This window comes from Niveispirillum sp. BGYR6, assembly GCF_027568365.1.
In the GTDB taxonomy this organism is placed as follows: Bacteria; Pseudomonadota; Alphaproteobacteria; order Azospirillales; family Azospirillaceae; genus Niveispirillum.
The window spans coordinates 459,512-482,253 of sequence record NZ_JANLNL010000001.1 but is presented as its reverse complement, the minus strand read 5'-3'; the positions used below and the strand labels follow the sequence as shown (position 1 = coordinate 482,253).

18 protein-coding genes and 3 pseudogenes are annotated in these 22,742 nt (G+C 60.9%); 10 read left to right on the top strand and 11 right to left on the bottom strand.

Annotation, left to right across the window (positions count from 1 at the left end):
• Positions 1 to 11 precede the first annotated feature (11 nt).
• The 4 genes from kduI to PCJ49_RS01995 all read left to right on the top strand — a co-directional run bounded on the left by kduI (position 12) and on the right by PCJ49_RS01995 (position 6,198).
• Positions 12 to 857 carry a 5-dehydro-4-deoxy-D-glucuronate isomerase gene (kduI, locus tag PCJ49_RS02010; RefSeq protein WP_269909472.1) on the top strand — a complete coding sequence of 282 codons (846 nt, stop codon included), beginning with the start codon at positions 12 to 14 and terminating at the stop codon, positions 855 to 857.
• A 64-nt stretch (positions 858 to 921) separates the two neighbouring features.
• A complete protein-coding gene (gene kduD, locus PCJ49_RS02005) occupies positions 922 to 1,674 on the top strand; it encodes a 2-dehydro-3-deoxy-D-gluconate 5-dehydrogenase KduD (protein WP_269909471.1) in 753 nt (250 codons plus the stop codon).
• 284 nt (positions 1,675 to 1,958) lie between these two features.
• On the top strand, positions 1,959 to 4,754 hold the full coding sequence (locus PCJ49_RS02000) for a TonB-dependent receptor (protein ID WP_269909470.1): 2,796 nt from the start codon (positions 1,959 to 1,961) through the stop codon (positions 4,752 to 4,754).
• Positions 4,755 to 4,845: 91 nt separating this feature from the next.
• Complete coding sequence (locus PCJ49_RS01995; RefSeq protein WP_269909469.1) at positions 4,846 to 6,198, top strand: hypothetical protein; 1,353 nt, start codon at positions 4,846 to 4,848, stop codon at positions 6,196 to 6,198.
• A gap of 42 nt (positions 6,199 to 6,240) precedes the next feature.
• Here PCJ49_RS01995 and PCJ49_RS01990 read toward each other — a convergent pair whose 3' ends face one another.
• Positions 6,241 to 7,644 (bottom strand): hypothetical protein, encoded by a 1,404-nt coding sequence (locus PCJ49_RS01990; RefSeq protein WP_269909468.1) that lies wholly within the window; start codon positions 7,642 to 7,644, stop codon positions 6,241 to 6,243.
• Between the two features lie 142 nt (positions 7,645 to 7,786).
• Here PCJ49_RS01990 and PCJ49_RS01985 point away from each other — a divergent pair, with 142 nt between their 5' ends.
• A complete protein-coding gene (locus PCJ49_RS01985) occupies positions 7,787 to 8,611 on the top strand; it encodes a hypothetical protein (protein ID WP_269909467.1) in 825 nt (274 codons plus the stop codon).
• Between the two features lie 128 nt (positions 8,612 to 8,739).
• Positions 8,740 to 10,035, top strand: a complete 1,296-nt coding sequence (locus tag PCJ49_RS01980; RefSeq protein WP_269909466.1) for an MFS transporter — start codon at positions 8,740 to 8,742, stop codon at positions 10,033 to 10,035.
• A gap of 59 nt (positions 10,036 to 10,094) precedes the next feature.
• Here PCJ49_RS01980 and PCJ49_RS01975 read toward each other — a convergent pair whose 3' ends face one another.
• Together PCJ49_RS01975 and PCJ49_RS01970 are read right to left on the bottom strand one after the other, a co-directional pair.
• On the bottom strand, positions 10,095 to 11,333 hold the full coding sequence (locus PCJ49_RS01975) for an MFS transporter (protein WP_269909465.1): 1,239 nt from the start codon (positions 11,331 to 11,333) through the stop codon (positions 10,095 to 10,097).
• 122 nt (positions 11,334 to 11,455) lie between these two features.
• Positions 11,456 to 12,532: an NAD(P)-dependent alcohol dehydrogenase gene (locus PCJ49_RS01970; RefSeq protein WP_269909464.1), complete on the bottom strand. Its 1,077-nt coding sequence runs from the start codon at positions 12,530 to 12,532 to the stop codon at positions 11,456 to 11,458.
• Between PCJ49_RS01970 and PCJ49_RS01965 the strand changes: the two genes are divergently transcribed.
• Positions 12,507 to 12,902 carry a universal stress protein gene (locus tag PCJ49_RS01965; RefSeq protein WP_269909463.1) on the top strand — a complete coding sequence of 132 codons (396 nt, stop codon included), beginning with the start codon at positions 12,507 to 12,509 and terminating at the stop codon, positions 12,900 to 12,902. The two genes, PCJ49_RS01970 and PCJ49_RS01965, sit on opposite strands and share 26 nt — an antisense overlap.
• Here PCJ49_RS01965 and PCJ49_RS01960 read toward each other — a convergent pair.
• Both PCJ49_RS01960 and PCJ49_RS01955 read right to left on the bottom strand, forming a co-directional pair.
• Positions 12,899 to 13,513: pseudogene (locus PCJ49_RS01960) on the bottom strand (recombinase family protein). The gene PCJ49_RS01965 and the pseudogene PCJ49_RS01960 overlap by 4 nt on opposite strands.
• Positions 13,514 to 14,166: 653 nt before the next feature.
• A pseudogene (locus PCJ49_RS01955) lies at positions 14,167 to 14,754 on the bottom strand (recombinase family protein); the annotation flags it as partial.
• A 95-nt stretch (positions 14,755 to 14,849) separates the two neighbouring features.
• On the opposite strand from PCJ49_RS01955, the pseudogene PCJ49_RS01950 reads away from it, so the two are divergent.
• The 3 genes and pseudogenes from PCJ49_RS01950 to PCJ49_RS01940 all read left to right on the top strand — a co-directional run.
• Positions 14,850 to 16,019: pseudogene (locus PCJ49_RS01950) on the top strand (DUF4158 domain-containing protein); the annotation flags it as partial.
• Positions 16,011 to 16,337, top strand: coding sequence for a Tn3 family transposase (locus PCJ49_RS01945; protein WP_269909815.1), 327 nt, complete (start codon positions 16,011 to 16,013; stop codon positions 16,335 to 16,337). The pseudogene PCJ49_RS01950 and the gene PCJ49_RS01945, both read left to right, overlap by 9 nt.
• Before the next feature lie 175 nt (positions 16,338 to 16,512).
• On the top strand, positions 16,513 to 16,950 hold the full coding sequence (locus tag PCJ49_RS01940) for a universal stress protein (protein WP_269909462.1): 438 nt from the start codon (positions 16,513 to 16,515) through the stop codon (positions 16,948 to 16,950).
• Between the two features lie 156 nt (positions 16,951 to 17,106).
• Here the strand turns inward: PCJ49_RS01940 and PCJ49_RS01935 are convergent, their stop codons facing one another.
• The 6 genes from PCJ49_RS01935 to PCJ49_RS01910 all read right to left on the bottom strand — a co-directional run bounded on the left by PCJ49_RS01935 (position 17,107) and on the right by PCJ49_RS01910 (position 22,708).
• The gene (locus PCJ49_RS01935) at positions 17,107 to 17,952 is read right to left on the bottom strand and encodes a hypothetical protein (RefSeq protein ID WP_269909461.1); all 846 of its coding nucleotides are present in this window, start codon (positions 17,950 to 17,952) and stop codon (positions 17,107 to 17,109) included.
• A 4-nt stretch (positions 17,953 to 17,956) separates the two neighbouring features.
• Positions 17,957 to 18,799, bottom strand: a complete 843-nt coding sequence (locus PCJ49_RS01930; RefSeq protein WP_153204440.1) for a metal-dependent phosphohydrolase — start codon at positions 18,797 to 18,799, stop codon at positions 17,957 to 17,959.
• Between the two features lie 120 nt (positions 18,800 to 18,919).
• Positions 18,920 to 20,830, bottom strand: coding sequence for a response regulator (locus tag PCJ49_RS01925; protein WP_269909460.1), 1,911 nt, complete (start codon positions 20,828 to 20,830; stop codon positions 18,920 to 18,922).
• Positions 20,831 to 20,876: 46 nt separating this feature from the next.
• On the bottom strand, positions 20,877 to 21,266 hold the full coding sequence (locus PCJ49_RS01920; RefSeq protein WP_089287171.1) for a response regulator: 390 nt from the start codon (positions 21,264 to 21,266) through the stop codon (positions 20,877 to 20,879).
• Between the two features lie 171 nt (positions 21,267 to 21,437).
• Positions 21,438 to 21,851 carry a GNAT family N-acetyltransferase gene (locus PCJ49_RS01915; protein ID WP_269909459.1) on the bottom strand — a complete coding sequence of 138 codons (414 nt, stop codon included), beginning with the start codon at positions 21,849 to 21,851 and terminating at the stop codon, positions 21,438 to 21,440.
• Positions 21,848 to 22,708: a prephenate dehydratase gene (locus tag PCJ49_RS01910; protein ID WP_269909458.1), complete on the bottom strand. Its 861-nt coding sequence runs from the start codon at positions 22,706 to 22,708 to the stop codon at positions 21,848 to 21,850. The genes PCJ49_RS01915 and PCJ49_RS01910 overlap by 4 nt, the downstream gene beginning before the upstream one ends.
• Positions 22,709 to 22,742 lie beyond the last annotated feature (34 nt).

The following is a 22,742-nucleotide window of genomic DNA, read 5'->3' as shown; positions in this document are numbered from 1 at the left end:
GGAGACATTCGATGTTTGAGAAGACGTTCCACGCCACGCATCCGGACAGCCTGGAAGCGGCGAATACGGGTGACCTGCGTAACCGTTATCTGGTGACGGAGATTTTTCAGCCGGGTCGGGTGGTGCTGAACTATTCCCATAATGAGCGTTTTGTCATCGGCGGGGCCGCCCCGGTGGATGGCATTCTGGAATTGCCCACCCAGACCGAACCCGCCGCCGCTGTCGGCCGCCCCTTCCTGGAGCGGCGGGAGCTGGGCATCGTCAATGTCGGCGGTCCTGGGCGCATCACCGTCGATGGCCAGAGCTTCACCATGGGCCCCCGCGACGGGCTCTATGTGCCGATGGGTTCTGTCGCTGTCAGCTTTGCCTCGGATGATGCCGCCAACCCGGCTTTGTTCTATCTGGCCTCCACGCCGGCCCATGCCGCCCTGCCGATCCAGCATCTGCCGATCGAAAAGGCCAACCCGCTGCAGCGCGGCGCCCTGGAGACCTCCAACGAGCGCACGATCTATCAATATATCGTGCCGGGTGTCTGCGCCTCGGCCCAGTTGCTGCTGGGCGTGACGATCCTGAAGGAAGGCTCGGTGTGGAATACCATGCCGCCGCACCTGCATGAACGCCGCTCGGAGATTTACTTCTATTTCGACCTGCCGGAGCAGGATCGCGTGTTCCATTACATGGGCCATCCGGATGCCATGCGCCATATTGTGGTGAAGAACCATGAGGCGGTGATCTCCCCGCCCTGGTCCATCCATATGGGCTCCGGCACCCGTGCCTATGGCTTCATCTGGGCCATGGGTGGCGAGAATCTGGATTATACCGACATGAAGGTGCTGGATATCTGCCAGCTGGCGTAAGGGGCAGGGGGCGCGCGTTGGCCCCCCTGCCATCCTGTTGCCTATCTTCCAGAGGAAAAAGCCGATGAACCCGTTTGATTTGACCGGCCGGGTGGCGATGGTGACGGGGGCCAATACCGGCCTGGGCCAGTCACTGGCCATAGCACTCGCCCGCGCTGGGGCCGATATTGTTACCGTGGCCCGCCGCGATGCCGGTGAAACGGCAGCTGCAGTGGAAGCCGCTGGCCGGCGCTGCCTGCAACTGACGGCCGACCTGTCCAAGATGGATGGGCTGCCGGGGTTGGTGGCCGACACGCTGGCCCATTTCGGCCAGTTGGACATTCTGGTCAATAATGCCGGCATCATCCGCCGGGCCGACGCGGTGGATTTCACCGAGGCCGATTGGGATGATGTGATCGATACCAACCTGAAAAGCGTCTTCTTCCTGTCGCAGGCGGCCGCCAAGCATATGCTGACGCGGGGCAGCGGCAAGATCATCAACATCGCCTCGATGTTGAGCTTCCAGGGGGGCATCCGGGTGCCCAGCTATACGGCATCCAAGTCCGGCGTGGCGGGGCTGACCAAGCTGCTGGCCAATGAATGGGCCGGTAAGGGCATTAATGTGAATGCCATCGCACCCGGCTATTTCGCCACCAACAATACCGAGGCCCTGCGCGCGGATGAAAACCGCAACCGCGACATCCTGGCCCGCATCCCCGCCGGCCGCTGGGGCGAGCCGGATGATCTGGGCGGGGCCGCCGTGTTCCTGGCCAGCCGTGCCGCCGACTATGTCCAGGGCCATGTCCTGGCCGTCGATGGCGGCTGGCTGGCGCGGTAACGGTTGCATAAAAACGACACTGGCACCGGATCAAGTTCCGGTGCGGTTTGAATGACTTCTGCGCATTGACATCACTGTGTATCCAGATCATGATCCGGTTATGACACCGGTTACTTAAGCCAAGCCGGAACATAAGAACAAAGTCATCCGGTCGGGTTGGATGGCTGGCGGTGCTGGGGAGCGCGCCTTTATCTTACAAACGCGATCTTTGCATCTCTCATGCTCTTTTGTTCGCGGCAATAAATCTGGCCTGCGCCAAAGCGGCCGAATTGGGAGGAATGGAAATGAAAAAGAACACGTTGGGGCGGCAGACTATCGGGCGGCACTATCGGCAAGCGCCGATGTGGCTGATGGCGGCCTCCTGCGCGGCGGCCCTGGCCGCCCCTGTTTCGGCGCAAGAGGCCGGTGACAATACACTGGAAGAAATCGTTGTTACCGGCTTCCGTGGCAGCCTTGCCAGCGCGATTGAAACCAAGAAGAACGCCAGCAACTTCGTCGACGCGGTGAATGCGGAAGATATCGCCAAGTTCCCTGATCTCAATCTGGCGGAATCCTTGCAGCGTATTCCCGGCATTGCCATTGATCGTGATGGCGGCGAAGGCCGTACCATTACGGTGCGTGGCCTTTCCTCTGATTTCACCCGCGTGCGTTTGAACGGGCTGGAGGCGCTGGCCACCACCGGCGGCACCGATGGTTCCGGCGGTGCGAACCGCGGCCGCGGTTTCGATTTCAACATCTTCGCTTCTGAATTGTTCAACAATATCAAGGTGAACAAGTCGCAATCGGCGGAGATTGAAGAGGGTTCGCTGGGTGCCACGGTCGATTTGCAGACGGGGCAGCCCTTTGATTATAAGGATTTCACCTTCGCCGCTTCGGCTAAGGGTACTTATAACGACCTGTCGAAGAAATATAATCCGCGCGCAACCCTTCTGGTTGCTGATAAGTTCCTGGACGACAAGATTGGTGTGCTGGCGTCGGCAGCCTATTCCACACGCAATGTGTTTGAAGAGGGGGCTTCGACCACCCGTTGGGAGGTGCCGGTTCCCAGCCCGACCACGGCGCCCAACCCCAACACGAAATTCCGCAGCGTGCCGGCCAATCTGGCCGCACAGCAGGCTTGGCATCCGCGTATTCCGCGCTATGGGCGGCTGGATTATGATCAGGACCGCCTGGGCCTGACGGGGGCGATCCAGCTGCAGCCTTTCGATAATACCCGCATCGATTTGAATGTTCTTTACGCCAAGTTGAAGCAGAATCGCACAGAACAATATCTGGAGGCCATTTCCTTCAGCCGTACCGGTGCTGCCGGCATGGGCGGCACCGACGTGGTGAGCGGTGTCATTGATGATAAGAATGCCCTGGTCCAGGGGCGTTTCAACGGTGTCGATATGCGCACCGAATTCCGTCGGGATGAGCTGAATGCTGACTTCCTGCAATATTCGGTAGGGCTGGACCAGGGGATTGGCGAGAGCGTTACTTTGAAACTGCTGGCCGGTTGGTCCAGCAACACGCAGGATAATCCTGAACAGACCACCGTCTCGCTGGAGCGCTATAACTCCAACGGATACAGCTATGATTTCACCGGTAATAAGAAGCTGCCGGGCTTTGATTATGGTTTTGACGTCACCAACCCGGCCAATTGGGCCTGGAGCAGCTCTTCCGCCCAGGGTGATGCGTCCCTGATCCGGATGCGTCCCAACAAGACGAAGAACGAGTTTGTCAATTATCGCGCTGACCTGCTGTGGGATGCGACTGATAATGTGACCCTGAAGACCGGCTTTGCCTGGAAGAAGTATGATTTCAAGACGGAGGAATGGCGGCGCATCAATGAAAATGCTGTTGCTCTTCCAGCTGGCACCAGTGTGGCGCAAATCTCCAAGCTGTTCTCCGGCTTCGGTCGCCATATGGACATGCCGGCAGGTACACCCAGCAGCTGGATTGTCCCCGATCTGGATAAGATCAGTGATATTCTGGGCATTTACTGCAACTGCACCAACCAGTTCGGTAATTTCACCCTGTCCAAGGATAATCAGCTTGGCCAGAACCGCGACGTGACGGAAAAGGATCTGGCCTTCTACGGTCAGGCCGATTTCAACTTTGAGGTGATGGGTAAGGCGGTCCGCGGTAATATCGGTCTGCGCCGGGTAAAAACCGAACAGAACGCCTTTGGTTATGTCGGCAGCCGTCCGACGACCACGGATCGCAGCTACTGGGACACGTTGCCATCGATGAACGTGTCCGTGGAAGCCACGGAAGACGTCTTCGTCCGCTTCGCCGCCGGCAAGGTGATGGCGCGGCCGCGCCTGCCGGATCTGACGCCGGGCGGCTCCATCAATACCCAGTCCAAGACCCTGACCATCGGTAATCCGGATCTGGAACCCTACCGCGCCAATACGGTGGATATCGGCCTGGAATGGTATCCGGACCGCGAGACCCTGGTTTCCGTCGGTTACTTCTACAAGGATATCAAGACCTATATCCAGAACGTAGCCAGTACCCAGGTACTCCGCACGGTGGAATTGCCCCTGGAATCGCTGCCAGCCGCAGAGTTGGATAATCTTTATACCGTGACACGGGCACAAAATACCGAAGGTGGGCCGCTGAAAGGCTTTGAAATCAGTGTGCAGAAGCCCTTCACTTTCCTGCCGGCACCGTTCGACAATCTGGGTGGTATCCTCAACTATACCCATGTTAAGTCGAACATTGTCTATAACCTGCCGAACGGGGCCACCAATGTCCAACGGACGGAGCCGCTGGTAAACCTGTCCCCGAACTCCCTGAACGCAACGCTTTATTATGAAACGGAGAAGTTCAGCGTCCGTGTGTCCGGTTCATTCCGCGATGCCTATTTGACCAATGTGGCGCCAGGTAACAATATCGATGTCCGTGGCAAGAATTCCACGTTCAACCTCGATCTGAATGCTTCATACAATATCAATGAGCACCTCACCGTCTCCTTCGAGGCGATCAACCTGACCGACCAGTATGATGATAAGTGGGTTGGTCGTGACCTGCAGGCCATGGACACTTATGTCCATAGCGGTCGGCAGTTCTTCCTGGGTGCCAGCTACAAGTACTGATTTCCGCCTTCCCGTTTCCTTTGCCTTCGGCCATCACTGCCTGTCAGTGATGGCCGTTTTTCTGTGCCATCAATCGGCCTGGAGAGAGCCCATGCGGCGGATTTTACTCAGCGCGCTTTTCTGGGGAATGGTCGGCGGTGTGGCCCCGGCCGCCGTGCCTTTCCCGCAGGTTCCCCCCGGTCCCATTCCGGCCTTTCCCGGTGCGGAAGGGGCGGGTGCCTATGCTGTAGGCGGCCGGGCAGGGGCCGTGCATATCGTAAGCAACTTGGAGGATGCTGGCCCCGGCAGCCTACGGGCAGCGGTGGAGGCAACCGGGGCCCGTATGGTGGTCTTTGCCATTTCCGGGACCATCCACCTGAAAAAACCGCTGAAAATACATAATGATTTCATCACCATTGCGGGCCAGAGCGCGCCGGGCGATGGCATCACCCTGGCGGACCAGCCGCTGATCATTGCGGCCAACCATGTGGCGATGCGTTATTTACGCGTCCGCCTGGGCGATCTCAGCCGGACAGAGGATGATGCTGTGTCCGTCACCGACGGGCAGTACATCATTCTGGACCATATTTCCGCCAGCTGGTCGGTGGATGAAACCCTGTCGGTCTCCCAGAAATGGAAGCCGGACATGAAGGGGTTGGACCATGTCACAGTACAATGGTGCCTGATCAGCGAAAGCTTGAACAAATCCGTTCATAGCAAGGGGGAGCATGGCTATGGCAGCCTGGTCCGCGGCTCCTATGGTGCGCGCTATAGTTTCCACCATAATTTGTGGGCCCATCACAAATCACGGATGCCTCGCCCCGGCAACTTCATTGAGGCGGATGCCGACCCGGACGGCGCCATCATGGATTTCCGCAACAATGTCTTTTATGACTGGCACGGAGAAGCCGGCGGATACAATGTCGATAAGAACGCGATAACGACGTATAATTTCATCAATAACGCCTATCTTCCCGGTCCCGGCAGCCAGGGACAGATGGCCTTCCGGGAATCGGCGCCGCTCGCTCGGGCCTTCTTTCAGGGCAATGCCATGGCGGGGGCGGTGCCAGCCGACCCCTGGTCCCTGGTGATGGGGAGTGAGCGCGACGGCTATCGTCTCAGCCAACCGGCGGAGGTGTCACCGGTTACTACACAGGATGCGCTGACCGCCCAGGGCAAAGTATTGGCCTATGCAGGCGCGTCCCTGCGGCGTGACCCGGTGGATCAGCGGGTGCTGGCACAGGTGCGGGACGGCAAGGGGGAGGTGATCAACAGCCAGCAGGATGTTGGCGGCTGGCCGTCGCTGCCGGAAATACGCGGTCCCCTGGATAGTGATGGCGACGGCATTCCCGACGCTGTTGAACAGGAGCGCGGCCTTGATCCCCATGACGCGGCTGACAGCCGACGGCCGGGCCCGGACGGCTATACGGCGCTGGAGACATATCTGGCAGATATTGTTCGTTGAGACGGAAAGGGGAGGCACCATTCGGCGCCTCCCCAGCCACAATCACGTTCCCTTCGCCTTGGTGGCGCTGTCCAGCACGTCCGGCCGCTTCGGCGTCATATCATCCAGATTCCAATCATCGGGATTGAAGATTTTGGCGCTGGGCACCTGTTGCGGATAGCCATGCAGGTCATTTTCGCTATCGATAATGTTGCCGCGCCCCTCGGCCACATCGGAAATCAACTGCACATCTTCCTTGTCGCGGTCCCAAGGGCGGGCCCCGACCTGCGACAGTACATGCTGCTGCACCGCCGTGGCCGGCATGGCGGTCAATCCCTCCGGCCAAATCTCGGCCCGCTTCAGCTCAATCACCTTGGCCGGGGCTGTTGTATAGCGGCCGATTTGCTGAATCGGGTTGCCCGTCTGATCGACGGCAATATTATCCTTGCCGTAATATTCCAGATCGCCGTAACCGCCGATCATCAGGAAGGCCATATGCGCCGGCGTATCCGGACCTGCGCGGAACACGTTGCCCACGGCGGTCATCTTACCGACCTGATAAGGCATATTGCCCCATTCCTCGGCCATCAGATTGTAATGAATAGCCCGCTGTCCGGAATTATAGATCAGATTATTGACAATTGCGCCGTGAACACCGCCCTTGAAGAAGGGGTTGCGTTCGACATTATGGGCGTAGAGATTGCCATAGATCAGAATATCCGTGACATTGTCATGGATCAGCGACCCTTTGGAATGCTCAATCTTGGCATGGGTTGAGTAACGTAAGCCGTTGGCGATAATATTATTGGAGAAGGTAATACGGTGGGAGGTGTTGCGCCGCCATTCTTCCGGCGTATTTCCCTTGAAACGCGGGCCGGAGGCGGAGAGATTTTCATCTGTGGCCCAGGTTAGGCTGCAATGATCGACAATGACATTATAGGCACCGCCAATGGTGCTGATACTGTCATGATCATTACCACTGCGCTTGGGCTGACCCGCCTCACCCACGCGGATGCGGATATGCTGGATGATCACATCATGGGCGGCGATATCCATGCCGCCCTTGATCAGGGTAATGCCAGGAGAGGGGGCGGTCTGGCCGGCAATGGTGACAAAGGGCTCCGTCAGCTTGACGGTCTTATTGCCCAGATCAATGACGCCCCCCACCTCGAAAACAATGGTGCGCGGGCCCTTGTGATTCAACGCTTCCAGCAGGGAGCCGGGGCCATCGGCGGCCAATGTCGTGACCTTGATAATTTCACCGCCCCGGCCGCCAACCGTATCGGCAGCCCAGCCCAGCGCGCCGGGGAAGGCCAGCTTGCCGGTGGTGGTGGCCGCAACCTGGGTGACGGGCGGCACCGCCATGGCGGTGGAGAAAGGCAGCGCCACCAGGGCCAGCGCCGTGGCCAGCATCAGCCGGGCCGGTAAGGAGCGGGCAGCCGGTCGGCGGGTCTTTACAATGTTCATCTGAACGATCCTCCCTCTCGCCAGGTTCGGCGATAAATTCAATTTGGTGTCTTGTAAATGACACCGGTTTCCTATAGTCCTTTTTGGAACGAATGACAATCTCTTCGGCCCAGGCTGAAGACAATAAGCGGGGAGGGCGTGAATGCCTGACGATGGCGATGATCTGACAGCCGGCATCCGGCGCGCCTTTCGTGAAGCGCGCCGGGCAGGGCGTTCGTTGCCGGATTATCCGGGGCAGATTCCGGCAACGCTGGAAGCGGCCTATTTGATTCAGAATGCGGCCATCCAGGAGTGGCCGGATGCGGTTGCGGGTTGGAAGGTCGGCTTTATCGCTCCCGGCGTCCGGGACCTTTATCCGCAGGAGCGGTTGGCGGGCCCGATCTTCGCCCGTACCATCCGCACGGCAGAGCCGGGCGAGATTGTCGATATCCGCGCCATCGAGGGCGGCTTCACGGCGGTGGAGGCGGAACTTCTGCTGCAGATCGCCTGTGACATTGCCCCTGGCAGTATTGCGGAAGATGCACCGCTGGCCCCCCTGGTTGCCGCTGCCCATCTGGGCATTGAACCGGCGGGCAGCCCCCTGTCCGCCATCAATGATCTGGGGCCGGCCGTGGTGGTGAGCGACTTTGGCAATAATGCCGGGGTGGTTATCGGGCAGCGGCTGGCGGGCGATCTGGAAACGCTGCTGGGCCCGGAACCGCCGGCTTTGCAGGTGGAAACCCTGGTGAATGGCGAACGGATCGGTCAGAAGCCGCTGACCGCCATTCCCGGCGGGCCGGGCCGCGCCCTCCGCTTTTTGCTGCGCAATCTGGGACAGCGCGGGATCACTTTGCCACAGGGGGCCTGGATTTCCACCGGCGCCATCACCGGTGTCCATCGGGTGGAACCGGGTGACGAGGCATTGGTGACGATGGAAGGGGTGGGAGAACTGAAAGTTCGTTTTGTCCCCGCCCAGCCACTGGAATAAGAAAAACTATCGCCGTTCGTGAATAGAGCGGCATGGAAAGCGAATAAAGGGGGAGGTCAACCCCCTTTGGTGTCAGCCTGGGGCGGACATGCTTTCGCCCGTGACCATGTCATTCAGGGAGGAAACCCATGTCGGGCGTGAATGATGTTCCACAACCGACGGCCCCGATCGGCCGCTATCGTTGGGTTGTTGTAGCGTTGCTGTTCGCAGCGATGGCCATCAACTATGTTGATCGTCAAATGATCGGGGTGTTGAAACCCACCCTTTCCAAAGAAATGGGCTGGTCGGAAACCGACTATGCCAACATCATCTTCTGGTTTCAGGCCAGTTACGCCATTGCTTATATCGTCTTTGGCAATATTGTGGATCGTTTGGGCGCGCGGCTGGGGTTCGCCCTGGCGTTCACCATCTGGACCATTGGCCATTTCGCCCACGCGGCCGCCCGCGATTTGATGGGCTTTATCCTGGCCCGCATCGTGTTGGGTGTGGGCGAAGGCGGTGGTTTTCCGGGAGGCATCAAGGCGGTGGCCGAATGGTTCCCCAAGAAGGAACGGGCCTTTGCCACCGGCATTTTCAATGCCGGCACTAATATCGGCGCCATCGCCACTCCCTTGATTGTGCCGGCTGTCACCCTGGCCTGGGGCTGGGAGATGGCCTTCATTGTCACCGGCCTGTTCAGCCTGATCTGGCTGCCCCTGTGGCTGATCCTCTATCGCCATCCCTCCAAGCACCCCAAGGTCACTCAGTCGGAATTGGCCTATATCAGCAGCGATCCGCCCGATCCGGGGCACCGGATCGGCTGGTTCCGGCTGCTACGGGTGCGGGAAACCTGGGCCTATGCGCTGGGCAAGTTCCTGATTGACCCGATCTGGTGGATGTTTCTGTTCTGGCTGCCGGATTTCCTGGCCAAGCGGCATGGGCTGGACCTGAAGACCTTTGGTATCCCGCTGGTCGCCATCTATCTGCTGTCCGATGTGGGCAGTGTGGCCGGTGGCTGGCTGTCTTCCCGCCTGATGCATCGCGGCTACAGCATCAACCGCGCCCGCAAGCTGGCCATGCTGATCTGCGCCCTGTTCGCCCTGCCGGTGGCCTTTGCCGCCAATGCCGATACGCTGTGGGTGGCAGTCTTGATCATTGGGTTGGCCACGGCAGCGCATCAGGGCTTTTCCGCCAATCTCTACACGCTGCCCAGCGATGTGTTCCCCCGCGCGGCGGTGGGCTCGGTGGTTGGCATCGGCGGGATGCTGGGGGCCATCGGCGGCATGGCCATGGCCAAATATGCCGGCTGGGTGCTGGACAAGGTTGGTACTTACACGCCGATTTTCATCGTCGCCTCTACGGCCTATCTACTGGCGTTGCTGGTGGTGCATCTGCTCACCCCCCGCATGGCACCGGTGGAAATCAGCGAGGAACCGAAGCACTGACCCTTCTTTTCGGTTCGTAACCGCAGCGCCGCCGGCTCGCCCCGGCGGCGCTTTGCTTTTCAGGCTGGCTGCGTGGCGATGGGGCCCGGTCGGTCCTTGATGGGGAAATGCAGGGCCGCAGCCATGGCGCCGGACAAGGCCGTTGCCGCCCAGATCAGGTCATAGGAACCGGTCAGGTCGAAGACGACACCCCCGGCCCAGGCCCCGATGAAGGAGCCGACCTGATGGCTCATGAAACAGATGCCGAACAGGGTGCCCAGATGGCGGACACCGAAGAAGCGGGCGATCAACCCGCTGGTCAGCGGCACCGTGCCCAGCCAGGCCATGCCCATGATGGCAGCAAACAGCATCACCGACCATTCCGTCTTGGGTGCCAGCACGAACAGGGCGATGGCAGCCCCCCGCAGCAGGTACAGCCAGCCCAGCACATGATGCTGGCGGAAATGCCCGCCCAGCCAGCCACAGATCCAGCTTCCTGCCATATTGAACAGGCCGATCAGCGCCAGGGCCGTGGCGCTGAGGCCGGCCGGCATATGGCAGAGCTGCAAATAGCCGGGCAGATGGGTGCCGATGAAGGCCAGCTGAAAGCCACAGGTGAAGAAGCCCAGCGTCAGCAGACGGTATCCTGGATGATTCCAGGCCGACAGCAGGGCCTGGCGCATCGGCAGCGCTGGCGGTTGCGTCGTCTGTATGCTTTCCTCAGCCGGCTTTACCCCCCGGTAGCGACCATCCAGCAACAGGCCCAGCGGGGCCACTGCCAGCACCACGGTAACAAGGGCCAGCAGCCCGGCCTGCATCCCCCAACCCGCCTGGACCATCTGCGCCAGCGGTACCATCAACACCTGCCCCACCGAACCGCCAGCGCTGACAATCCCCATGGCCATGCTGCGCTGTTCCGGCAGGGCGCGCTTGCCCACTGCCGTCATCACCACACCAAAGCTGGTGCAACTGATCCCCAGCCCGACCAGCAGCCCCATGCCCAGGATCAGAGGCAGGGCGCCGGAGAACAGGGCGGTCATGGCCAGCCCCAGCCCCAAGGCCAGCGCGCCCGCCGCAATCACCGGTGCGGCACCAAACCGGTCAGCCAGGGCGCCGGCAAAGGGCTGCGCAAAACCCCATGTCAGATTATGCAATGCCACCGCAAGGGCGACCAGGGTGAGGGGGACCGCATGTTCCTGGGAGATCGGGGCCAAGAACAGGCCAAAGGTCTGGCGCGCGCCCAGGGCGGCGCTGATGACCAGCGCCCCTGCCAGGATAACCAGAAACAGTACCCTGTCCCGTTTCGCTTCTGTCTGCACCGCCACCCCTCCCTTGTCCGGAAGGGGTCAGCATAAGGTGGTAAGGGCAAGCCGACAAAGGCGAAGACCGGCCAACAAGGCTGAGGAAAACTCATCCATGCTGGCCAGCCGGGCTTGAACAGTCAGGGCGTGATGGCAACCTTCAGTACGCCATCACGCTGGTGCGAGAACAGATCATAGGCCTTTTCGATATCATCCAGCTTGAAGCGATGGGTCACCAGGGCCGAAAGATCGGCCCGGCCCGAGGCGATCACCCCCATCAAGCGGCGCATCCGCTCCTTGCCGCCGGGGCAGAGGCTGGTGACAATGCGATTGTCGCCCAGACCGGCGGAAAAGGCGCTGAGCGGAATGCGCAGGTCAGTGGAATAGACGCCCAGGCTGGACAAGGTGCCACCGGGGCGGATGACCCGCAAGCCCGCCTCAAAGGTACCCTGGGTGCCCAGCGCCTCGATGGCGGCATCCACCCCGCGCCCTTCCGTCAGGGCCATGATCTGTTCCACCGGGTCACCCGCGCGGAAATCCACCACATCATCGGCACCCAGCTTGCGGGCAATGGCCAGTCGTTCCGGCACCGTATCCACCCCGATGATCCGGGTGGCACCCATCAGTTTGGCACCGGCAACGGCACATAGCCCGATGGGGCCGAGGGCGAAAACGGCCACCGTATCGCCGATGCGGATACTGGCACTCTCAGCGCCGGAAAAACCGGTCGACATGATGTCCGGGCACATCAGCACCTGTTCATCGCTGAGATGGTCAGGAACCGGGCTGAGATTGACCATGGCATCGGGCACCAGCACATATTCCGCCTGGGTACCATCAATCGTATTACCAAAGCGCCAGCCACCCATCGGCTTGAAGCCATGGCGTGTACCGGCGCCATCCTGGGAGGAGCACCCGCACAGGCAGGCATGGGAATGGCCGCTGGGTGTGATGGCGCCAGCCACGACGCGCTGCCCTTCCTGATATCCGGTAACAGCGGAACCCAGCTTCTCAATAATGCCCACCGGTTCATGCCCGATCGTCAGACCGCGGGCGACCGGATATTCACCTTTCAGAATATGGACATCGGTACCGCAGATGGTGGTGGTGGTGATGCGGATCAACGCATCCAACGGCCCCACATCGGGGATCGGCTTGTCCTCCAGCACGATCCGGCCGGGTTCAACAAAGATGGCTGCCTTCATTTTGGCTGGCATGGCACGCTTCCTCTCCGGTTGTGAGGTCTGGAGCGTCCCACATCGGGAAGGGAAGGGCCTTGACCTTGATCAAGCGGGGCGCCGAATTGGAAACCTGCATCAACTGACCTGGATTAAGGCATCTCTGACCGATAGGTCGTATCCTGAACCCGTAATCAATAATCAGGGTTGGAGGAAGCCGATGTACAAGCGCATTCTCATTCCAGTGGACGGGTCGGAGCTTTCCTTGACCGCCTTGCATAAGGGTGTGGCCTTTGCCAAGGAAATCGGCGCCAAGGTCCATGTCCTGACCGTGATCGAACCGTTCCACGTCTTCTCGGTAGAGACCGAACAGGGGTCAAGACATAGAAGGGGCGAAAAACCACGCTAAGCGGACATAACCAGAACATCGGTGCTTTTTACAACCCCGTCCCGTTTGACGATGTCGGCGACAGTGTTTTTGCTGAGCCCCAGTTCCCGACCGATCAGCCGATAGCTGCGCCCCGCCGCGACCAGCGCCAGCACCTTGGGGGCCAGCCGGTCGGATTTGGGCCGCTGACCCTACTTGCGTCCCAGCACTTTGCCCCGGGCCTTGGCGGCGGCGAGACCGGATCGCACTCGCTCGCGCAGAAGATCGCGCTCAAACTCCGCGACCCCTGCCAGCACCGTAGCCAGCATTCGACCGATGGCCGTGCCCAGGTCGAAGGCCATGCCGCTCATGGCGATCAGCGACACGCGGCGGGCCTCCAGTTCCCGCAGCGTGTCCAGCAGGTCCATAGTGCTGCGGCCCCAGCGTGACAGTTCCGTCACCAGCACGGCATCGATCAGCCGCGCCGGGGCCAGCGCCATCACCTTCTTCCGCTCCGCCCGGTCCAGCCGGGCACCGGACCCGGTTTCCTTGTAGATGCCGACGACCTCATACCCCGCCCGCATGGCCAGGGTCAGCAGATCCCGTTCCTGCCGCTCACAGGACTGATCGGCCGTGGACACGCGGCAGTAAATGGGGTCGGTTCCGGCTGAGGGCGGAATGACACCCTAAGCGAGAATTGGCCTCATATCAGGGCGAGCCAAGACATTTCATCGCCATAAGCCGTTTTGATTGAACGACGAAGCCACTTTTTCTGGTCGTTGGTCATCAATGCAAGGCAGCGTTCGAGGTCGAGCGCGTCCTTGGGTCGCGGAGCTTTTGCCTTGTAGAACAGTTGGACCTCTGGCTTGAGGACCGGAACGCCGTCTCGATTGTGAAAGCCGAGTGACCCGACAGGCATCGAGACCGCCGGGGAGCGTCGCGATCTCCATTTAGGGCCATCTGCTTCGTCCAGCATCAACTGGAAGCGCCATGGATCATCAGCATGTTTTCGACACCAAACGTCTGACACATGAGCAGGAAGGGTCTCGTTTCTAGGCCAGGGGCGCAATTGCCCTGGCGGATCTGCCATCCACACATCCCAGTCATACAATAGATTTCGAGCGGCGGTCGAATCTCGGCGCAACATCATAACATCAATGTCGCCGTGGGATCGGAAAGCAGAACCAACAAATTGCTCTATCGCGTGACCACCGGCAACCCACCATGGAAAGGGGCTGCCGGCGAATAGGAGGGCAACCTCTTTGATGGAAAGTGGTTTCCAAAGCTTGGAGTCTTCTGTTCGAAATCGTTTTGCGATATCGCTGACGGTGTTTTTGCTGATGCCGAGTTCGCGGGCGATCCATCGATAGCTTTGCCCTTGAGCAATAAGCGCCATGACCTTGGGCCCGAGCCGGTCTGATTTTGGCCGTTCACCGGTTTGGCGGCCCAGCTTCTTGCCGCGTGCTTTTGCTGCGGCGAGGCCGGATTTGACCCGTTCACTGATCAGATCGCGTTCGAACTCGGCAATGCCGGAGAGGACGGTTGCCAGCATTCGTCCATGTGGTGACGACAGGTCGAAGGCCATACCATTCATGGCGATGACGGAGACCTTCCAGCTTTCCAGTTCGCGTAGCGTGTTGAGAAGGTCGATGGTCGAGCGACCCCATCGGGAAAGTTCGGTGACCAGCACCGCGTCAATTTTACGAGCTTGGGCCAGTGCCATCACCTTTCGTCGCTCGGCACGGTCAAGTTTCGCTCCCGATCCGGTCTCTTTGAATATCGCGGCCACCTCATAACCTGCGCGGCGGGCGAAAGCGGCCAGGTCGCGCTCCTGCCGCTCACATGACTGATCGGCGGTCGAAACCCGGCAATAGATGGCGGCTCGTTGTCCCAATTGAACTCTCGTGGATTTTGGTGCCGGAAGGCCTTGATTTCTATGGGCCGATTGTTGTCCAAAACAGACTATACTCCAACTGGGACAGAGCCGCCATGCCGCGCCGCAGCGTACTGACCGATGCCCAGGCCGAAGCGCTGTTCGCGCTGCCCACGGCGGAGACCGACCTGATCTGCCATCACACGCTGAGCCCTGCTGACATCGCCGTCGTCGCTCGGCGGAGGCGACCGCACAACCAACTGGGCTTTGCCGTCCAGCTCTGCGCGCTCCGCTACCCGGGCCGGCTGCTGCGACCGGGGGAACTGGTTCCGCCCCAGGTGTTGTCTTTCGTCGCCGATCAGTTGGACCTGCCACCCGACGCGCTGGCGGAATATGCCACCCGGTAGCAGACACGCTATGACCAGCTCGAAGCGCTGTACGCTATCTATGGCTACACCACCTTCTCGCAACCGATCCGGCGTGAGATCGCCAAATGGCTGCTCCCGGTCGCGCTGGCCACCACCAGCGACATGGGTCTGGCCGGCCTGCTGATGGAGGAACTGCGGCGGCGGATGGTCGCGGCTCCCGCTGCCTCCACCATCGAACGCCTAGTGGCCACCGCCCTGTTGCAGGCCGAGCGTCATCTCGAAAGGCAGATCGATGCCGCCCTGACGGTGGAGCAGCGCGAGGGCATTGACGGGTTGCTGGTGGAACGTCCGGATACAGGCATGAGCCTGTTGGCCTGGGCACGTCAGCCGCCCGGCGCCACGGGTCATCGCGCCATGTCCAGGCTGACTGAACAACTGTCCGTCTTGCGTGCCCTCGGCATCGATCCGGCGATCCGGGAAAGCATCCATGTGGATCGTGTCCATCTCCTGATCCGGGAGGGCGGCCGATTATCGGCTCAGCATCTGTCAGCCCTGGCACCGCTGCGCCGGCAGTCCATCCTGACGATGACCGTGCTGGAAACCATTACCCGGCTCACCGACGATATCATCGGCATGTTCGACCGTCTCATCGGCGGCCTGTTCCGACGGGCGGAACGCCGCGCGGCCGAGACGATCCAGGCAAACAGCCGGGCCATGAATGACAAGGTTCGGTTGCTGGCCAGGGTGGGCGAGGCGTTGATCAATGCGCGCGACAAGGGCACGGATGCCTTTGCAGCCATCGAGGCGGTCATTCCCTGGGAGAAATTCAAGGCCGCCGTGGCGGAGACCAGCGAGCTGACCCGCGATGACGGTACCGATTATGCGGCGCTGGCCGCAACAAACCACGCCCTGCTGCGCGCGCTGGCCCGCGCCGTCTGCTTCCACCGGCTCGGCCGCCTGCGGGACCGGACCCTGGAAAGCCGCCAGCACCGGGCCAGCGGCCTGAACCTGGTCGTGGCCTCCATCATCCTGTGGAACACAGTCTACATGGACCGCGTTATCCGGTTCCTGCGCGGGCAGGGCGAGGATATTCCCGACAACCTGCTGCCCTATCTGGCACCCTTGGGCTGGCAGCACATCAACCTCACCGGCGACTACCTTTGGGCGGAACTAGCAAAGCTCGACCAGGATGGCTACCGGATGCTGAGAACGCCAACCGAACGCCTCACGGCCTGATGTTCTCCATTTGTCTGCTTAGCGTGGTTTTTCGCCCCTTCTATGTCGTGACCCCGACCTTGATCAAGCGGGGCGCCGAATTGGAAACCTGCATCAACTGACCTGGATCAAGGCATCTCTGACCGATAGGTCGTATCCTGAACCCGTAATCAATAATCAGGGTTGGAGGAAGCCGATGTACAAGCGCATTCTCATTCCAGTGGACGGGTCGGAGCTTTCCTTGACCGCCTTGCATAAGGGGGTGGCCTTTGCCAAGGAAATCGGCGCCCAGGTCCATGTCCTGACCGTGATCGAACCGTTCCACGTCTTCTCGGTAGAGACCGAACAGCTGGCCCAGACGCGCGCCGAATATGAAGGCCACGCCGTTGGCCATGCGGAAAAGTTGCTCTCGGCGGCAGCGGAAGCGGCCAGCAAAGCCGGTGTCGCTGCCGAAACCTCGCTGGTGCAGGCCGATCATCCCTATGAAGCCATCATTGAGACAGCGGCAAAGGCAGGATGCGACCTGATCGCCATGGCCTCCCACGGGCGGCGCGGCTTGGCGGCCGTGGTGCTGGGCAGCCAGACGGTGAAGGTGCTGACCCATTCGACAACGCCGGTGCTGGTTTATCGCTGAGTGACGACAATCTCGACCTCCGCACGTCCGCTTTTCAGGCGTGCGGAGGGGCACTGACATTTTAACGTTGCGCCTACAACAAAATTATCAATAAGTTATCTTATGGAAAATATACTCAACTCATAAAGCTGTTCTCGGCGCATTTCCGCAAAAGCGTCAGGTCGGGCGGCGGTGGATCGCGCTGAGATGCTCTTCGCGCAGCAGATGCAGGCGCATCGAGGCCAGACGGTCGCGGCCGTCATTGGTGAAATCCAACAACTCCATGCCTTCGCAGATCAGCGGGTTCAGGGTGTTCCAGAACAGTTGGACATAATTGGCCCGGAACTCCACCACATCGGCCACGCCAAGCTGGCCGAGCATCCCGGATTCCTGGAACTCCTGGGTCAGGGGTTTCAGCTTCTTCATGAAATAAGGATCGGAGACCATGCCGATCAGGCGGGCCGCCCGCACCAGCCCGCGAAAGCCGGTCAGGTCCGGCTGGCGCTCCGGACATGGCGGAAAACGGGTATAATCAATGTAGTCGGCCAGCAGATCGGCATCCAGAATCGCACTGTCGGCGAAATGGGCGCGCACGAACATCATGCCGCGTTCCGGCGCATAGGGGCGCAGGAACGCATCCGTTGCCCCGTCGGGCAGTTCCACGCTGGTGCCATCGGGCTGGATCACCACCCGATCCGCCTGATCACCCGGCAAGAGCCGGCGGTTGAAGCCGATGGCGAACAGCAACAGGGCGGCGATGAAATGCATCGCCTCATGCGCGTCCAGATCGCCGTCGCGCAGCATCTTGCCCTTCAGCATCTCCACACCGACGCAGACCACCTGCACCGTATGGTCCAGATTATGGTAAAGCGCGTCGGTACGGGCGGCATGGGTGGCGCCGATGCGGCAGGCCCGCAGCAAGGCGGCCCGATATTCCGCCGGAGCCAGCGGAAACAGCTCTGCATAGCTTTCCGACAGGCGGCGCAACAGCATCTCAATCACGATATCGGCTGGACGGAACATGGCCTTACCCCCTGCCCTTGGCCGTATGTTCCTGCACGAAGACGTGCGACATCAGGCTGGAAATCCATTTACGCCCTTCCAGCGTCACTTCCAGATAGGATAGGCCCCCCAGAATATGATGGTGGACATGATTCCAGAAGAAGGCCGGATAGGTGCGGCGCAGATCGGCAGGGGATTTGTTCCCCATGCGCGCATTGGCGCCGATCTCCTCAAATTCCTGATAAAGGGCGGGTAGTTTGCGCAGATAATCCGGATCAGCCATCTGGCCGATCAGGTCGGCGGCGGAAACCAGCCCCGGCCAGCTTTCCAGCGCCTTTTCCCCATGATCCGGCACGGGAAAGCGCGTATTTTCAATACAGGTGCAGACAAAATCGCAATCAATGATGCGGTCATCCTTAAAGCGCCAGCCAACAAACAGCTTTCCCCGCTCCACATGATAGGGGGTGAGATAGGCATCGGTCATACCGGGCGGCACCGTCACCGTGTCGCCCTCCGCATTGATCACCGCCACCGCCCCCCGGTCGCCGGGGCACACCCCCTGCAGATAACCGATATCGTGGCACAGCAGGGCCACCAGATAATTCACCCATTCGGTGGGGGTGACATTCCCCTCCCGCAGCATTTTGCCGTGGACAATCTCCTGTCCGACCATGGTGACCATGATGGAATGTTCGTAATCATGATAGGGGGCGGTGGAATTCACCAGCGCTTCCATGGCCAGCACTGCCGTTGTCGACAGTGCATTGCTGTGTTCCGGGTAGAGATGGCCATAGACCCGGTGGAAGCCGTCCAGCAGGCGCGCGACGAACGCATCTATCACTACCTGCCGGGCATCGAACGATTGCATCACGTTATTCTTTCCGTTCCCCCATATTGGCAACCTAACATAGGGTGGCCGGTCTCGGCCCCCCGAATTTCTATGCTGTTTATGGAAGGGGCTATGGGAAAACGGTATCGACTGGCGGGGTCAGCCAGCCGGCCCGATCACCCGCAAATCCGGCCCCAGCGGAATTTCCAAATGGCAGCGCAGCCCATCGGGCGGGAAATCCAGGCTGGATTTCCCGCGCAATTCATAGGCGATGCTCTGGCGGATCAGGGTGGAGCCGAAGCCGTTCTGTGATGGCGGGCTGATGGGCGGCCCGCCAATTTCCCGCCATTCCAGCAGAATGACCGGCGGGCCGCCTTCCTTCTGCCCAAGGCTCCAGGTCACCTGCAACCGCCCTTCCGCCCTCAGGAAGGCACCATATTTCGCGGCATTGGTTGCCAGTTCATGGAAAACCAGCGCCAGGGCCAGCGCCGCGCGGGGGCGTAGTTCAATGGCCGGCCCGTCCAGCATCACATCCTGCGGGGTCTGGGCATAGGGGGTCACCTCATGCCCGATGACTTCCCGCAACTGCACCCATTCCCAGAAATGTTCGGCCAGCAGGTTATGGGTTTCCGACAGGGCGCGCAGACGTCCCTCAAACGACGACCAGAATCCGTCAATGGTTGTGTGGCGGCGGCGCGTCTGCGCCCCGATGGACAGCACCGTCGCCAAGGTGTTTTTGACCCGATGGGACAATTCCGCCATCAACAGGGCCTGGCGCTCCTCTGCCTGACGCCGTTCGGTGACATCGATGATCTGCACCACCGCGCCGGAGGGGGCCACCGCTTCCGCATCATGCTCCGGCCCGCCCCCCGGCAGGGGGGTGACAGAAAACAGCACCGGCACATTCCGCCCATCCGAAGCCGTCAGCATGGCGGAACGGTCGGTGATTTCGCCGGGCAGCTGACCGTCAGTCAGTTTCACGCCTAAGCGGGCAAACAGGCAATGCCGGTCGGCATCTGTTGGCGCCTGCCCCAGCAGCGACTGGGCCGGTGGATTGATATAGGTGATGGCACCCGCCGCATCAGTCAGGATCAGACCGGTGCGCACATTGCGGGTGATGGTGCTGGTGATCAGGGCCTGATCGGCCAGCCGTTTATTGGCAAAGGCCAACTGGTCGGCCAGGGCGGCGCGGGCCTGGGCGGCATTGCGCTCTGCCTCCAGCATCAGCGCCCGGCCTTCCCGTTCCCGGAAATCGGCCAGCAGGCGGCGGTTCTGTTCCTCCAGAAATCGCCGCCGCATGATGGCGCGCAGCCGTGCCCGCAGCGGGGCCAGGGGAGCCCCCTGCACATAGATGTCGCTGATACCGGCTTCCAGCATCTCCTGCGTCAGCTGGCCGCCGGCGACATCACGCATCACCAGGATGATGGCGGGTGGCAGTTGCGAGCCGCCGATCACCTGGCGGGCAAAATCCAGCCAGCCGCACCCCGGTAACCGTTCGGCCAGCAGGATACCATCCATCGGCATCTGTTCCTGCAGGCGCTGCGCCGTTTCCGCATCGCTGGCGCGCTGTACCAGACAGCCCTCTTCCAGCAGCAGGGCCTGCAGCTCGCGGGCATCGTCGATGTTGAAGCCAGCCAGTAGCGCGCGGGGTTGGCGGAACACCGTCTGTGGCAAGACATCCACATCGGCGTCCCGGCGGGCATGGCGCAACAGGTTGCGCACGCGCAGCATCAACACGGCCGGATCGGTGGATTTCGGCAGGAAATCATCGGCCCCGCTATCCAGCCCCTCCCGCTGGCGGGCCGGTGTTTCATCCGCCGTCAGGACCAGGATGGGCATGGAAAGGGTGGCGACATGCAAACGGACCTGTCTACACAGGTCCGCCCCCTGTAATCCCGGCAGATGATGATCGACAATCAGCAGATGCGGGACCGTGCGGTTCAGCACGCGCAGCGCCTCTTCGGCGCTTTCCACATGCTCCACCTCGTATCCCTGCTCCTCCAGCAGAAACAACAGCCGCAGGGCCTGCGTCGGACTGTCTTCCACCAGCAGGATACGTTGTCTTGTCATCTTGTCTGCCCTTTCAGGCTCCGCCAGCGACGGGCCGGCGCCATCATCAGGCATTCGCAGCAACCATGGCCGTGTCAGCGGTGAAGACATGTCCGGCCAATCGCGCCAGATCGCGTTCAATCACCGGCTTGCGCAAATGGGGGCGATCGCGCCAGCGTTCCGGCAGGCCAGTGGCCTCATACCCGCTGGTCAAAATGAAGGGGATACCCCGATCAACCAGCGCCTCGGCAACCGGAAAGACCAGGGTACCGGAAAGGTTGACGTCAAGAATCGCCCCGTCAAATGCCCCCTCCCGCAACAGTTCCAGGGCTTGTTCAATGGTGGCGACCGGTCCGACCACGCAGAATCCCAACCCTTCCATCACTTCGGCCGCATGGATGGCGATCAGAAACTCATCCTCAACGATCAGAATATTCTTTCCCTGGCCCTGCGGCATCACGGCTTATCCCTGGCTTGCCTTGGGCACCCCTGCCCTAAAAAACAATTTAAGGCGGTTGGTGTCTGATTTCGTTAAGCGTTGTGCCTTATCCCGAAAGATATAGGTTTAGGACAGCTGGCAGCCAGCCCACCCGCCGGGAGATTTGCCATCAGGTAACACCGTCCCCGGTCAAAGGTTCAGCGCCATACCGATGGAGGCGGGTGCCGTTGGGGCAAAACCGAACTGAGCATATAGAAAGCGGGCGTCGCCATCGGCGATCAGGCTGACATAGGCACCGGCCGGCGCATGGGCCCGCAGATGCGCCATCAGGGCTGCCACGATCTGCTTGCCCAGCCCCCTGCCCTGATGCGCCGGATCAACGGCGATATCGCAAATCTGGAAACAACAGGCACCATCGCCAATGATGCGACCCATGCCGACAATCTCGGCGCCATGGCGGACATGCACCCCGAAATAGCTGTTGGCGAGGCCGATGCGCGCCGCCGCCACATCGCGGCGCGACATGCCGGCAATGTGGCGCAGGCGGCAGCAATCCTCCGCCCCCACCACCTGCGCCACCAATTGATAGGAATCAGCCGTCAATCCTGGCCTTCCTGTTGATTGGCCGCCCGACGGAACGGGTGGGCCGGATAGACGCCGAGGATTTTCACCTCGCGCGCAAAGAAATTCAGCTCTTCCATGGCCAGTTGCAAAGGCCGTTCGTCGGGATGGCCTTCGACATCGGCATAGAACTGGGCGGCAACGAAGCGGCCATCCACCAGATAGCTTTCCAGCTTGGTGATATTCACCCCATTGGTGGCGAATCCGCCCAGGGCCTTGTAAAGCGCTGCCGGGACGGAGCGCACGCGGAACAGCAGGCTGGTCACTGTGTCGCTGCCAACGGGCGGCGTCACTGGCTCTTTGGCCAGCACCAGGAAGCGGGTGGTATTATGGGCGGCATCCTCGATGCCCTTGGCCAGAATCGTCAGCCCATAGATTTCCGCCGCCAGATCGGATGCGATGGCGGCGATACCGGGATCGTTCCACTTGGCCACGTCAGCCGCCGCCCCGGCCGTATCGGCATGGCTGACGGGGGCTAGGCCGCGTTCACGCAGATAGGTGCGGCATTGCGACAGGGCCTGGATATGGGAGTGCACCTCCCGCAGCCCCTCCATCGTCGCCCCCTTGGGGGCCACCAGGCAATGCACCACGCGCTGGTAATGTTCGCCGATAATGTGCAGACCACCGCGCGGCAGCAGGTGGTGGATATCCGCCACCCGTCCGGCTACGGAATTTTCCACCGGGATCATCGCCAGCCTTGCGCGCCCCTCATGCACTGCCGCGAACGCGTCCTCAAAGGATGCGCAGGGCAGCGAGGTCATCTCCGGAAAGACACTGCGGCAGGCAAGGTCGGAATTGGCGCCGGGGGCGCCCTGATAGGCGATGGTCGTGGCGGGCATGGCGATTAAAATCTTCTTTGCTGCGGTTGATTCT